The sequence below is a fragment of the Blautia sp. RTP21359st1_E11_RTP21359_211015 genome (assembly GCF_040910705.1).
GTDB classification, from domain to species: domain Bacteria; phylum Bacillota; class Clostridia; order Lachnospirales; family Lachnospiraceae; genus Blautia_A; species Blautia_A fusiformis.
This window is the reverse complement of record NZ_JBDGAB010000039.1, coordinates 22,567-34,633: the sequence shown is the minus strand read 5'-3', so window position 1 is coordinate 34,633 and position 12,067 is coordinate 22,567. Positions and strand designations below refer to the sequence as shown.

Annotated in this window: 18 protein-coding genes and 1 pseudogene; 18 read left to right on the top strand and 1 reads right to left on the bottom strand. The window is 37.1% G+C overall.

Annotation, left to right across the window (positions count from 1 at the left end):
- The 17 genes and pseudogenes from AB5026_RS13240 to AB5026_RS13160 all read left to right on the top strand — a co-directional run.
- Nucleotides 1–552: RNA-guided endonuclease InsQ/TnpB family protein (locus AB5026_RS13240; RefSeq protein ID WP_368213462.1), on the top strand; the 552-nt coding region annotated here is incomplete at its 5' end.
- Nucleotides 553–1,327: 775 nt separating this feature from the next.
- Nucleotides 1,328–1,657, top strand: coding sequence for a hypothetical protein (locus AB5026_RS13235; RefSeq protein WP_174088904.1), 330 nt, complete (start codon nucleotides 1,328–1,330; stop codon nucleotides 1,655–1,657).
- A gap of 391 nt (nucleotides 1,658–2,048) precedes the next feature.
- Nucleotides 2,049–2,444, top strand: coding sequence for a hypothetical protein (locus AB5026_RS13230; protein ID WP_015524973.1), 396 nt, complete (start codon nucleotides 2,049–2,051; stop codon nucleotides 2,442–2,444).
- Nucleotides 2,445–2,453: 9 nt separating this feature from the next.
- Nucleotides 2,454–2,825 (top strand): hypothetical protein, encoded by a 372-nt coding sequence (locus AB5026_RS13225; RefSeq protein WP_059086885.1) that lies wholly within the window; start codon nucleotides 2,454–2,456, stop codon nucleotides 2,823–2,825.
- Nucleotides 2,826–3,101: 276 nt separating this feature from the next.
- Nucleotides 3,102–3,266 (top strand): rubredoxin, encoded by a 165-nt coding sequence (gene rd / locus AB5026_RS13220; protein WP_015524975.1) that lies wholly within the window; start codon nucleotides 3,102–3,104, stop codon nucleotides 3,264–3,266.
- A gap of 76 nt (nucleotides 3,267–3,342) precedes the next feature.
- Nucleotides 3,343–3,777, top strand: coding sequence for a bacteriohemerythrin (locus AB5026_RS13215; RefSeq protein ID WP_015524976.1), 435 nt, complete (start codon nucleotides 3,343–3,345; stop codon nucleotides 3,775–3,777).
- Between the two features lie 262 nt (nucleotides 3,778–4,039).
- Nucleotides 4,040–4,189 carry a hypothetical protein gene (locus AB5026_RS13210; RefSeq protein ID WP_015524977.1) on the top strand — a complete coding sequence of 50 codons (150 nt, stop codon included), beginning with the start codon at nucleotides 4,040–4,042 and terminating at the stop codon, nucleotides 4,187–4,189.
- A 179-nt stretch (nucleotides 4,190–4,368) separates the two neighbouring features.
- Nucleotides 4,369–4,581 (top strand): DUF6219 family protein, encoded by a 213-nt coding sequence (locus AB5026_RS13205; protein ID WP_174087832.1) that lies wholly within the window; start codon nucleotides 4,369–4,371, stop codon nucleotides 4,579–4,581.
- Nucleotides 4,582–4,584: 3 nt separating this feature from the next.
- Nucleotides 4,585–5,040: a thioredoxin-dependent thiol peroxidase gene (bcp, locus tag AB5026_RS13200; RefSeq protein WP_055053844.1), complete on the top strand. Its 456-nt coding sequence runs from the start codon at nucleotides 4,585–4,587 to the stop codon at nucleotides 5,038–5,040.
- Nucleotides 5,040–5,786 carry a peroxide stress protein YaaA gene (yaaA, locus tag AB5026_RS13195; protein WP_005421606.1) on the top strand — a complete coding sequence of 249 codons (747 nt, stop codon included), beginning with the start codon at nucleotides 5,040–5,042 and terminating at the stop codon, nucleotides 5,784–5,786. Before bcp ends, yaaA begins: the two co-directional genes overlap by 1 nt.
- A gap of 89 nt (nucleotides 5,787–5,875) precedes the next feature.
- A pseudogene (locus tag AB5026_RS13190) lies at nucleotides 5,876–6,076 on the top strand (rubrerythrin family protein); the annotation flags it as partial.
- A 183-nt stretch (nucleotides 6,077–6,259) separates the two neighbouring features.
- Entirely contained in the window at nucleotides 6,260–6,634 is a 375-nt protein-coding gene (locus tag AB5026_RS13185; protein ID WP_015524981.1) for a desulfoferrodoxin family protein, read from the top strand.
- 94 nt (nucleotides 6,635–6,728) lie between these two features.
- Nucleotides 6,729–6,887, top strand: a complete 159-nt coding sequence (locus AB5026_RS13180) for a rubredoxin (RefSeq protein ID WP_005339874.1) — start codon at nucleotides 6,729–6,731, stop codon at nucleotides 6,885–6,887.
- A gap of 154 nt (nucleotides 6,888–7,041) precedes the next feature.
- On the top strand, nucleotides 7,042–7,788 hold the full coding sequence (locus AB5026_RS13175) for an SDR family NAD(P)-dependent oxidoreductase (protein ID WP_005421611.1): 747 nt from the start codon (nucleotides 7,042–7,044) through the stop codon (nucleotides 7,786–7,788).
- A gap of 92 nt (nucleotides 7,789–7,880) precedes the next feature.
- Nucleotides 7,881–8,186: a thioredoxin gene (gene trxA, locus AB5026_RS13170; RefSeq protein ID WP_005421612.1), complete on the top strand. Its 306-nt coding sequence runs from the start codon at nucleotides 7,881–7,883 to the stop codon at nucleotides 8,184–8,186.
- 13 nt (nucleotides 8,187–8,199) lie between these two features.
- Nucleotides 8,200–8,520, top strand: a complete 321-nt coding sequence (locus tag AB5026_RS13165; RefSeq protein ID WP_015524982.1) for a rhodanese-like domain-containing protein — start codon at nucleotides 8,200–8,202, stop codon at nucleotides 8,518–8,520.
- Between the two features lies 1 nt (nucleotide 8,521).
- Entirely contained in the window at nucleotides 8,522–10,213 is a 1,692-nt protein-coding gene (locus tag AB5026_RS13160) for an FAD-dependent oxidoreductase (protein WP_092072197.1), read from the top strand.
- A gap of 111 nt (nucleotides 10,214–10,324) precedes the next feature.
- On the opposite strand, the gene AB5026_RS13155 is transcribed toward AB5026_RS13160, so the two are convergent.
- Entirely contained in the window at nucleotides 10,325–10,984 is a 660-nt protein-coding gene (locus AB5026_RS13155; RefSeq protein ID WP_226844672.1) for a Crp/Fnr family transcriptional regulator, read from the bottom strand.
- A gap of 134 nt (nucleotides 10,985–11,118) precedes the next feature.
- Here AB5026_RS13155 and AB5026_RS13150 point away from each other — a divergent pair, with 134 nt between their 5' ends.
- A complete protein-coding gene (locus tag AB5026_RS13150; RefSeq protein WP_015524986.1) occupies nucleotides 11,119–12,039 on the top strand; it encodes a hypothetical protein in 921 nt (306 codons plus the stop codon).
- Nucleotides 12,040–12,067: the final 28 nt, after the last annotated feature.

Here is a 12,067-nt window from a genome sequence, read left to right as displayed (position 1 = left end):
GCCATGCAGGGAATGTGTGTATTTTCTACAGGAGAAAGAGCCGGGTACCCTATGTTTTACAGAAAAGCAGAGAAAAAACTTGCAAGAGAACAGAGAAAGCTCTCCCACTGTGAAAAAGAAAGCCGGAACTATCAGAAACAGAAAAAAAGGGTAGCTTTATGTCATGAAAAGATAAAGAACCAGAGAAAAGATTTCCAGCATAAGCTCAGCAGGGAGCTTGCGGAAAGATATGATGCAGTATGTGTGGAAAATCTGAATCTGAAGGGAATGTCCGGAGGGCTGCACCTTGGGAAAGGTGTGCAGGATAACGGGTACGGGCAGTTTCTGTTCATGTTGGGATACAAGCTGGAAGAATATGGAAAACATCTTATAAAAGTAGACCGTTATTTTGCATCCAGTAAGATCTGCAGTGTATGCGGACATAAGAAAAAGGAACTGGCATTGTCGGACAGAATGTATGTTTGTGAATGTGGAAATAGGATAGACCGGGATGTGAATGCAGCAGTCAACATCCGTGAAGAAGGAAAAAGAATCTATAAAGAATGTGCCTGACGGCACAAGAAAAAAATCCGTAACCGGATAAACATAAAAAACAAAACCGCGGGACACGCGGGGATAGCCTGTTTTAGCTTTGCCCTAAAGGGTAATCGAGCAGGAAGCCCCCACTTCAAAATCGTAAGATTTAAGTGGTGGGAGCATGTCACTTGCTTTGTGGAACAGATTGATATTTACAGGGAGGAATCGTATTTCAGATTCTTCAAGTACATAAGAGTTCACTTTTCGTTGTATTTTAAAGAAAGAGAGACATGGAAACTTTGGAACAACAGCGAAAGTATCTTTGAAAAAGATCAAGGGATTACAATAAAATGATATGTAAATGAAGAGTAAGGGGAAAAATGCTGATTACGGATATTATTAACATTTTGGGGAATGAGTTTAGTAGTATATATTGCGTAAATCGTCAAGATCAGTACATTCAGATTTATAGACATCTAAATGAAAACACAGAGTTAGATGAATTAATGAACGAGAAAAAAAACATATGAAACCGTAATACAAAAGTATATAGAGACCAATGTATTTGAAGAAGACAGAAATAAAATGCTGGTTGCTACGGATTTTAATAATATATGCAAACAACTGCAACTGGTCTCACAGTTCACAATACATTACAGGATAAAAAATGGTAATGATACTTTGCGTTATCGTATGAAATGTGCAAGAATTGGAAATGCAGATACATTCGAAAAAATAGTGTTTGCGTTTGCAAGTGAGGATTCAGATATAAGATTAGATGAGTTAGGCATTATGAACTCGAGCAGCACCGGTGAGAAAAGAAAAAGCATCTTTTCTCTGCTTATTAAGTGATGATTGTGAGCTGGATCATCGGAGAATGGACAATGTTATTAATGAGTTTGGAGAGAATGCTCCGATTAAAGGAATAAAGATTAAATATGGTATTTACAAAAATATAGATAAGAATCTTTCAATAGCTACCATATGTGATTATGCATCTATGGCGGCAGAAACAGTTATGGAAGATTATAATCATGACTATGCGTATTATACAGATGAACTGGCGCAGAAGAGACTTTATAACCAAATGATAGAAAACGATTTTACAGATGCTTTGAAAAATAAGGAGAGATTGGTATAGACGATATTATTTGGATTATTAATCGGCAGGGATAGTCACTTTCCCTTTATATTCCTGCAGGTTTTACATAAGAAGATGGATTTCGGTCAGCAAAGGCAGCTCCCACAATGCCTTTTGGATATCCGCTTCTGCAAGTTGTAGTAAGTAATTGCTTCCCATCAAAATCATGGGGAAAGCGAACTGGTCTGAAAGACCGCCAGTTAGTGTGATGATGATAAGGAGATTTTGAAACTGATGACAGACAGAGATTATGCAATTAAATCAGTGAAAGAAATTACCTTCCATATGGCAAGTCATGCACAGGATTAAGACATTATACTGATATTAAAGAACTGATGACAAGCTACCAGAAACTGATTTTAGAAAACCAGTTGTATTGGAAGAACTGGATATGGAGTGCCAGGAGAAAATCAATGAAGATATGGCATATGCATTGAGTTATCTGAGCATTTATAACAATCAGCTGAATGTGCCAAAGATGCACCGGGAAATGAATAACCTGATGATCATTTATGGCTTGTCTGATATGATCTATCGTGGAATGACACTGGTGAAGTTCTATGCACCGAATGGTGTGATGCTCAGTGAAATCCTTCATTCCTGTTTTTGCAGTCATTATAATAAGACAGATGTGGAAGTACAGCAGGAGCTAGGAATAGGCAGGACTTCTTTTTATAAAATGAAGAAGCAGGCACTTGGATATTTAGGATTTTATTTTTACGAGATCGTGGTACCGCAGGCAAAGGATAAAAGATTTAAACCGTCACTGGGCGTTGAGGAAGAGTAGGTGAGTAATATGAGATACGAAGATTCGATGAAAGGTGTAGCTGATCAAATAATCAAAGAACAGCAGCGAGCCAGTAAAATTAAAAACAATCCAGAAGAGTTCCATTGGCATGACGAATATGCAACGTTGAATTTCTTTCGGTTTATCTGCAAAAATATCGGTAACTTGAGAAATGGAGAAATTGAAAAAATGGTCACACGTTTAAAGTACATAGATCAGAAAGCAGTGGAAAACCATGTGAATGGTGCTGTTTGGGCATTTGATTATGATAAGATGTTCTGTGTATTGATGGAAAATGAAATTTGTCGAAAGGTGTGTGAAAAGAATAAATATAACAGTTGGATGAATCTGATGGGACAGTATTGTGTTTCAAGGACTTAAAGACGAAGAAAGTTGTTGGAGAGAAATAATTTCCAGCAACTCTGTCTTTAATGAATAGAGTTCATTTTTTTATTCAACTATTCCCATGATATATACAATATGTAAATGTGCAATTCAAATATCAGTTTATGCTAAGTGCAAAAATAATAATAATTACTATTATTGACAAAAGAATAATTATCATGTATAATACAGATATACAAGAAACAAAGTGTTAGAAAAATTGCTAGGAACTTGGTAACAAAAATAAATCGACATTGAAAATGGAAAATGACTATGAAAAAATATGAATGTGAACCATGTGGATATATTTATGATCCGGCAGTAGGAGATCCAGACGCCGGTATCGCTCCAGAAACTGCATTTGAGGATATTCCAGATGACTGGACATGCCCAATCTGCGGATTAGGAAAAGATGTTTTCGTTCCTGTAGAAGACTAAGCAGAAAATGCAGGTACGAAACTGCCAGACATTAAAAGAGCCTAAGAGAACATATAAAAGAAATGGAGGTCAAATTATGACTTACGATTTAAACATTACCTTTGATGACAATTTAGTAACAGGAAATAAAACAATCGATACACAGCACAAAGAATTGATTGACCGTATCCAGAACTTTGTAACTGCCTGTCAAAATGGCGACAGCAAAGTAAAAGCAATCAAAATGCTGGATTATCTGGATGAATATACTGACTTTCATTTCAAAGAAGAGGAAAAGCTTCAGGAAAAATCCGGTTATCCAGAGCGTGAAAAACATTATGAAAAACATGAAGAGTTTAAAAAGACAATTCAAGAACTGTATGAATACCTTCAGGAGTATGAAGGACCAACAGATCGGTTCAGTGAACTTGTACAGAAAAATGTAATCGACTGGCTGTTTGGACACATTAAAACATACGACCGCTCTGTGGCAAAATTTATCTTTATGAAACAAAATCCAGACCGATGCTAAAATAAACCAGGGAACGAGTTCACTCAGAATGTAGACAACGTGATGAAGTAAATTAGGGGCTGTCACAATGCAGCCCCTTTCCTGTTATAGCGATATTCTAGGTAATATATTGCGCTGGCATGACATATTATTTTACTACTACTATATGGGAAGAGCAAGCAGCTCTTCTTTTTTTTGTCCTTTTTATCCAATTTTAAGTTGTAAAGTCTCTTTTCATTCGACAAAATTCTCCACAGACAGAGGATATGCGACGAGCATTGATATGAACATCTATTTATGGAAAGAGGATATTGAAGACGGGGAATCGGTAATGACAGCCGAATATAGACCTGTAGAATACGGAAAGGACTATGATGTTGTCAATAATCCTGATAAATTTCAACTATATATAGATGGAAAAGAGATTAAATAGTAATCTCTTGAAAGCAAGCTTTTTGTCAATTATTTCAAAGAAAAATTAAAGGATAACAATACATAGTTTTGACAATGATATTTTGAAAAAATTTATAGGAATGCTCTATTATCAAATTGACATAGGAATATGGTAGCGTATAATTAGAATTGAATACACTGAAAAAATGGAGGAATTACATGAAAGCACATAAATATTGGTCAGTAGGAGCATTGATCACAATGCTTGGGACTTTTTACACTGGATATAAAAAGCAAAAATCAAGTCACAAATACTTTGCTTTAAGTTCTATGTTATGTATGGTAATGGCGATATATACAGGTCATAAAATGATTACCGGGAATGGGAAGAAAAAGGCGAATAAAGAGAAAGATACAGAAAGGGAGGGATAAATAATGTTGGAAGTAGGGGTTAAGGCACCGGATTTTGAGTTGCCAGATCAAAATGGGAAAATACATAGATTATCGGATTATACAGGAAAAAAAGTGATTTTATATTTCTATCCCAAGGATAATACAGCGGGATGCACGAAACAGGCATGTGGGTTTTCTGAGCGATACCCTCAGTTTACCGAAAAAGGAGCAGTTATTCTTGGAGTCAGTAAGGATTCTGTATCCTCTCATAAGAGATTTGAGGAAAAATATGGATTGGCATTTACACTTTTAGCAGATCCAGAGCGGAAAGTTATTGAAGCGTATGATGTATGGAAAGAAAAGAAAAATTATGGCAAAGTCTCTATGGGAGTAGTAAGAACCACATATCTTATTGATGAACAGGGGATTATTATAAAGGCAAATGATAAAGTCAAGGCTGCAAATGATCCTGAAAATATGCTCAAGGAATTAGATTAATGAAGATAATATTATCCCCTGCTAAAAAGATGATTACAGATACTGACAGCATAGCGCCGGATGGATTGCCTGAATTTATTGAAAAGACGACAGAGATACAAAGTTGGTTGAAAAGTAAGTCAAAAGAAGAACTGAAGACTATCTGGAAATGTAATGACAAAATTACAGAACAGAACTTCAATAGATTGGAAAACATGGATCTTTATCATTTACTTACCCCAGCTGTCTTATCATATGAAGGAATTGCTTTTCAATATATGGCTCCATCCGTGTTTGAGGACAGTCAATTCGAGTATGTACAAAATCATTTGAGAATAATATCTGCATTTTATGGTGTGCTAAAACCAAGGGATGGTGTGACACCTTATCGTTTGGAAATGCAGGCGAAGGTTGGAATAGGAGAAACAAAAAATCTGTATGAGTACTGGGGAGATTTATTATACCGCTCAGTGATTGATAACAGCAGGATTATAATCAATCTGGCATCGAAAGAATACTCTAAGTGCATAGAAAAATATCTGACACGACAGGATAGATACATTACGATTACATTTTGTGAGTTATCAGGAGATAAACTGGTGACAAAAGGTACATATGCTAAGATGGCCCGTGGTGAAATGGTTAGGTTCATGGCTGAAAACAGAATTGAAAATCCTGAGGATATTAAGAAATTTGATAGACTAGGCTATTCATTCCGCTCTGATTTATCATCAGATGCAGAATATGTTTTTGAACGGAAAAAATGATGATTGAATGATTATTTTAAATAAAAGGTAATCAGTAATATTGATTATTATAATAATAGTAATTATTACTATTATCTATTGACAATAAACAGATTGAGATGCACCACGAAGAGAGATATCGTGCACTTCTTAAGAATATTGAAACTGCACAGGTGTTTGAAAAGAGTGAAGTTAAGGTATGGGAATGCCGTAACTGTGGACATGTTGTGGTAGGAACAAAGGCACCTGAGATATGTCCAGTATGTAACCATCCACAGAGTTATTTCGAAATACGTGAAGAGAACTATTAAAGAGAAGGAGATTATTACAAAGAAGAAAGTGATTATTAAAAAAAGCAGTAATGATAGGCTGTGGCTTTGTTGGTTCTGCATCGGTTGGTAAAGAAGCATTAAAGTTTAAGAATCGACGGATGCTTTGAAGAAAGTTATAGAAACAATTGGATTTTAAATTTTAAACATAGGAAGATAAAAAAGATGGAAGTAAAATATTATGTATGCAATCATTGTGGAAACATTATTGAAATGTTAAAGGATCAAGGCGTACCAGTAATGTGTTGCGGAGAGGCTATGCATGAGTTAAAAGCTGGAGTGACAGATGCTGCTGTTGAGAAGCATGTACCTGTATATACAGTGGACAAACAGCATGTACATGTTGTGGTCGGTGAAATAAAACATCCAATGCTTGATAATCATTTCATTGAATGGATTACACTAAATACAAATCAGGGTATTTATAGAAAACAGCTAATTCCAGGACAGGAACCTATTGCGGATTTCTGCCTCTGTGATGGAGAATATGTAGAAGAAGTATACGCATACTGCAATCTTCATGGACTCTGGAAATGCTAAAAACACTTGACTTTCGTGCTAAGATTACAAAATAATTCAGATACAACAGTAATATATGCTGTGTATTAATATATTTATAAGGAGGAATAAACTAATGAAATATGTATGTGACGTTTGCGGATGGGAATATGATGAAGAGGAAGGTTATCCTGAAGGTGGTATTGCACCAGGAACAAAGTGGGAGGATGTTCCAGAAGATTTTGAATGCCCATTATGTAATGTTGGAAAAGATCAGTTTTCAGAAGTTGAATAGAAGCCTAATCTTGTGTTAAATACAGATGGATAAACCAAAACCCTGGTGCGTGAGCAACAGGGTTTTTTATTGCGATATTTTGTGATGATATCACAGAAAATAATCTACCTTTTGCTTATAATGTAGTTAGAAACTAAGTAAGGAGGTAGTCTAAATGAGATTAAAAGATAAAGTTGCAATCATTACGGGTGGAAGCCGTGGTATAGGATTTGCTACAGCTGATAAATTCTTGAAGGAAGGTGCTTCAGTTGTGTTGGCAGCAAGTTCACAGGAATCGGCAGATGTTGCTGTAGATAAATTAAAAGAAAAATATCCCAATGCAATAGTTGCTGGAATTAGTCCAAATCTGGCAAGCATGGAGTCTGTCAGAAAGGCTTTTAAAGAGGCAACTGAAAAATATGGATGTGTCGACATACTGGTAAATAATGCAGGGATTTCAGAAAACACCTCATTTATGGATTATACAGAGGAGACTTTTGATAAAGTCATGGATCTAAATGTAAAAGGAGTATTTAATACTACTCGTGTAGCAGCAGAATGTATGGTGGCAAGAGGCAAGGGGGTCATTCTCTCAACTTCTTCCATGGTGAGTATTTCGGGACAGCCAAGTGGGTTTGCTTATCCGGCATCGAAGTTTGCAGTAAACGGATTGACTGTATCATTAGCAAGAGAACTAGGACCTAAAGGTATTCGTGTTAATGCTGTTGCACCTGGAATTACAGAAACTGATATGATGAAGGCCGTGCCAAAGGAAGTTATCGAACCTATGATTGAAAGAATTCCATTGCGTCGTCTTGGACAGCCAGAAGATATTGCCAACGCGTTTGTGTTTCTTGCTTCAGATGAGGCGAGTTACATTACAGGTGTTATATTAAGTGTAGATGGTATGGCAAGAAGTTAAGTTAATGAGGTATGGTGATGTAATCACGGAAAATAAATGAAATTAAGACTATAATAAATCTACAAAAAGAGAAAGATAAGGAGGACTGTAAAATGTCTGCTATTAATATCAATAAAAATAATTTTCAGAACGAAGTACTGAATTCCGATAAACCCGTTCTTTTAGATTTTTGGGCATCTTGGTGTGCGCCTTGCCGTATGGTAGTACCTATTGTAGAGGAGATTGCAAGTGAGCGTAGAGATATTAAAGTTGGAAAGATTAATGTAGATGAAGAGCCTGAACTGGCAAATAAGTTCAGTATTATGAGCATTCCAACTTTAGTGGTTATGAAGAATGGGAAGATTGTACAGCAGGTTTCAGGGGCGAGACCTAAGAATGCGATTTTAGAAATGCTTTAGGGGGGGTGTGCTAATGGGATTTTTTGATCTCTTTAAACAGTCGAATATTAATCAAGGCATAGAAGAATATAAAAGGACTGATGATGCAGTTCTGCTGGATGTACGTACACCGCAGGAATATCAGGAAGGACATATACCAGAAAGTAAAAATGTGCCGTTGCAGCAACTTGACAATATTGCTTCTGTAGCGAAGAATAAGGATATCCCACTGTTTGTATACTGTTATTCCGGTTCACGAAGCCGCCAGGCAACTGGGATACTGCAACGAATGGGATATTCTAAAGTAAATAATATCGGTGGCATTGTAGCTTACTCAGGAAAGGTGGAAAAATAAGATGAAGGTAATAATTGTAGGAGGTGTAGCCGGAGGAGCTACAGCCGCAGCAAGAATACGCAGACTGAATGAACATGCTGAAATTACTGTGTTTGAAAGATCCGGATACATATCCTATGCAAATTGTGGACTTCCATATTATATTGGAGACGTGATCACAGACCCGGAAGAACTTACACTACAGACACCAGAGAGTTTTTTTAAACGCTTCCGTATTAACATGAAAATTCATCATGAAGTTATCTCCATACATCCGGAACGTAAAACGGTTTCAGTGAAAAATTTAGAGAATGGTGAGATATTTGAAGAAAAATATGATAAGCTGATCCTCTCTCCAGGTGCAAAGCCAACACAGCCGAGACTTCCCGGAGTAGGTATTGATAAACTTTTTACACTTCGTACTGTAGAAGACACTTTTCGGATAAAGGAATATATAAATAAGAATCATCCAAAATCGGCTGTATTGGCAGGTGGTGGTTTTATTGGTCTGGAACTGGCAGAAAATTTGAGGGAGCTTGGCATGGATGTTACGATTGTCCAGCGGCCTAAGCAGCTGATGAACCCTTTTGACCCGGATATGGCATCCATGATCCATAATGAAATGAGAAAACATGGGATAAAACTGGTACTGGGCTATACAGTAGAAGGATTTAAAGAAAAAGACACCGGAGTGGAGGTCCTGTTGAAAGATAATCCATCCCTTCAGGCTGATATGGTAGTTCTGGCAATCGGAGTCACACCAGACACAGTATTAGCAAAAGAAGCCGGTCTGGAACTTGGCATCAAGGAAAGTATTGTAGTGAATGACAGAATGGAAACCTCTGTACCGGATATTTATGCTGCAGGTGATGCAGTTCAGGTAAAACATTATGTTACGGGTAATGATGCGCTGATTTCTTTGGCAGGACCAGCCAATAAACAGGGCAGAATCATCGCTGATAATATTTGTGGCGGTGATAGTCGTTACCTGGGCAGTCAGGGAAGCTCCGTTATAAAAGTGTTTGATATGACAGCAGCCACTACAGGTATCAATGAAACCAATGCCAAAAAGTCAGGATTAGAGGTAGATACAGTAATTCTTTCTCCTATGAGTCATGCCGGTTACTATCCTGGTGGAAAAGTGATGACCATGAAGGTGGTTTTTGAAAAAGAGACCTATCGTTTGCTTGGTGCTCAGATTATTGGATATGAAGGAGTTGATAAACGTATTGATGTGCTGGCAACAGCAATTCATGCAGGGCTGAAGGCAACCCAGCTGAAGGATTTGGATCTCGCATATGCACCGCCTTATTCCTCTGCCAAGGATCCTGTAAATATGGCAGGATTCATGATAGACAATATAGCAAAAGGTACCTTAAAACAATGGCATCTGGAAGATATGGATAAGATTTCTAGAGATAAAAGTGTTGTGTTGCTGGATGTGAGAACTGTAGGTGAATTTAACAGGGGGCATATGGATGGATTCAAAAACATTCCTGTAGATGAACTAAGGGAACGTATCAATGAAATTGAGAAGGGAAAGCCCGTTTACCTGATATGCCAGAGTGGGCTACGCAGTTATATTGCAAGCCGTATTTTGGAAGGAAATGGATATGAAACATACAACTTTTCAGGTGGATTCCGCTTTTATGATGCAGTGGCTAATGACCATGCACTGATTGAAAGATCATATGCATGTGGTATGGATTATTAGAAATAAATAAAATATTTTTATAGTTTGATTGTAGTATAAAAAGATCCCCCATTTATTAGAATGACTTTCATAATTCTGATAAATGGAGGATTCTTTAGAGAAAAAAACGTTTTATGATCTTTGTAGTGTTTCCAGTCTTTTCGAATCAAGGATTGCTATTTTGCCGCGAGAGAGTCTGACGAGTCCTTCGCCTTGAAAGTATCGAAGCATTCGAGTGATAACTTCCCTGTGGGAACCAAGATGGTTTGCGATAGTTTCGTGAGTGATTTTCAGTTCATTTGTTCCTTCAATGGATGTTTCTTCTAAAAGAAATGAAGCAACACGCTTATCCAAACTCTTCCACATAATCTGTTCAATCAGCCACATGACATCAGAAAAACGGGTAGCCATTAACTCATTGGTATAGTTTGCGACAGGAGCAGATTCTTTCATGATGCCCTTATAGATTTCAGCAGGGATGATCCAAAGATCCGTATCTTTTTCTGCTTCAATGGTTACTTCAAATTGAATAGACCGCATGATACATGAGGCGGATAAAAGACACATATCCATATCGAACAGACGGTAAAGTGTAATCTCCCGTCCTTCATCTGAAAGTATGTAAGTTCGAAGCTGCCCGGATTTAACCAGTAATAATCCAGTACAGTCCAGGTTTCCATTGTGAATGATCGTTCCTTTTTTTACATCCCGTGTGATTAAATTGTCTGAAATTAGTTTTTTCTGTGCTGTATTTAAGTCATTCCATAGTGGAAAATAATTTTCGAAGCTCATAGCAGTCATCTCCTTTACGAACATAGTATACTTGCTTTTTTAAGATGCGTCAATTAAATAATTGACATATGCCATAAATAAAAATATACTGACTATAGTACATGACGGTTGTAAATATGAGGGAGGGATAAATAATGCAGGGAGATGTCAGTTTTACATTTTTGGACCGAATTGAAGAAGTAGAACTGAATATTGTAGATGGACGATGGCAGTCTGCACTGGCATTGGCATTGACTTTGCCAGATATTTGTGGAGGTATTGCTTTCCCGGAAATTGTTAAACATTATCGAGATGGCCGGGTTATGCTGGATCGGCAAAAGAATCCGACCCGTGATGTGGGAACCCAGTATATTCGCTGGTTTGATGAATATGCAGGGGACTACTTTAAACTATCTCAATCTGGTGAAAAGCCATATATTTGCGGAGAACGCTGTTGGCAGCTTCGATGTGAATATCTTCATCAAAATAAAGGATTTTTGAATGATGAAAATAATATACGCTTTCATCTTGGACTAAACTGTGGAATGTCAGTTTGTCAGTTGGACAGTATGAACATACAGGAGAACGGAAACGATGTTCATATAGACATAGAACAGTTTTGTCTGAGGATGTGCAAGGCAGCAAAGAGTTATTATGATAAAGTTCATTTGGAAAAAGACTTTAGTCTCTATAATACACCAGTTTTGGATTTTGTTCAGGTAACACAAAAAAAGAAAGCTGCTTCTATTATTGCACTAGTCTGTGGCAGTGAACGTTATGCAAAAGGATTAAAAGAAACATTGCAGTTTATTTCAGATCAGATCATGCTGTTTTATACACCGGAAAGTGCTAAAACAAAATTAGGCAGACATAAGCCGGATCTTTGGATTGTTACCGAAGATATGACGAGCCAACCGAATCAGCCATGGCGTGCGGACAGGACAACACCTGTAATTTTAATCACAGGCAATCCTGATGCTGTTGAGATTAAAAAGAATTCAGGAAAACTAACTGTTCTTTCTATGCCATTATCAATAGTTGATTTGCGGAAAACCGTCGAAATATATGTGTCGTGAGGAGAAGTTTATGCTGTACATAATACTA

Bases quoted from the DNA above. Each gene is read 5' to 3' on its own strand.
- AB5026_RS13230 (WP_015524973.1), top strand. From the start codon at position 2,049: ATGGAGTGCCAGGAGAAAATCAATGAAGATATGGCATATGCATTGAGT.
- AB5026_RS13225 (WP_059086885.1), top strand. From the start codon at position 2,454: ATGAGATACGAAGATTCGATGAAAGGTGTAGCTGATCAAATAATCAAA.
- rd (WP_015524975.1), top strand. From the start codon at position 3,102: ATGAAAAAATATGAATGTGAACCATGTGGATATATTTATGATCCGGCA.
- AB5026_RS13215 (WP_015524976.1), top strand. From the start codon at position 3,343: ATGACTTACGATTTAAACATTACCTTTGATGACAATTTAGTAACAGGA.
- AB5026_RS13210 (WP_015524977.1), top strand. From the start codon at position 4,040: ATGAACATCTATTTATGGAAAGAGGATATTGAAGACGGGGAATCGGTA.
- AB5026_RS13205 (WP_174087832.1), top strand. From the start codon at position 4,369: ATGAAAGCACATAAATATTGGTCAGTAGGAGCATTGATCACAATGCTT.
- bcp (WP_055053844.1), top strand. From the start codon at position 4,585: ATGTTGGAAGTAGGGGTTAAGGCACCGGATTTTGAGTTGCCAGATCAA.
- yaaA (WP_005421606.1), top strand. From the start codon at position 5,040: ATGAAGATAATATTATCCCCTGCTAAAAAGATGATTACAGATACTGAC.
- AB5026_RS13185 (WP_015524981.1), top strand. From the start codon at position 6,260: ATGGAAGTAAAATATTATGTATGCAATCATTGTGGAAACATTATTGAA.
- AB5026_RS13180 (WP_005339874.1), top strand. From the start codon at position 6,729: ATGAAATATGTATGTGACGTTTGCGGATGGGAATATGATGAAGAGGAA.
- AB5026_RS13175 (WP_005421611.1), top strand. From the start codon at position 7,042: ATGAGATTAAAAGATAAAGTTGCAATCATTACGGGTGGAAGCCGTGGT.
- trxA (WP_005421612.1), top strand. From the start codon at position 7,881: ATGTCTGCTATTAATATCAATAAAAATAATTTTCAGAACGAAGTACTG.
- AB5026_RS13165 (WP_015524982.1), top strand. From the start codon at position 8,200: ATGGGATTTTTTGATCTCTTTAAACAGTCGAATATTAATCAAGGCATA.
- AB5026_RS13160 (WP_092072197.1), top strand. From the start codon at position 8,522: ATGAAGGTAATAATTGTAGGAGGTGTAGCCGGAGGAGCTACAGCCGCA.
- AB5026_RS13155 (WP_226844672.1), bottom strand. From the start codon at position 10,984: ATGAGCTTCGAAAATTATTTTCCACTATGGAATGACTTAAATACAGCA.
- AB5026_RS13150 (WP_015524986.1), top strand. From the start codon at position 11,119: ATGCAGGGAGATGTCAGTTTTACATTTTTGGACCGAATTGAAGAAGTA.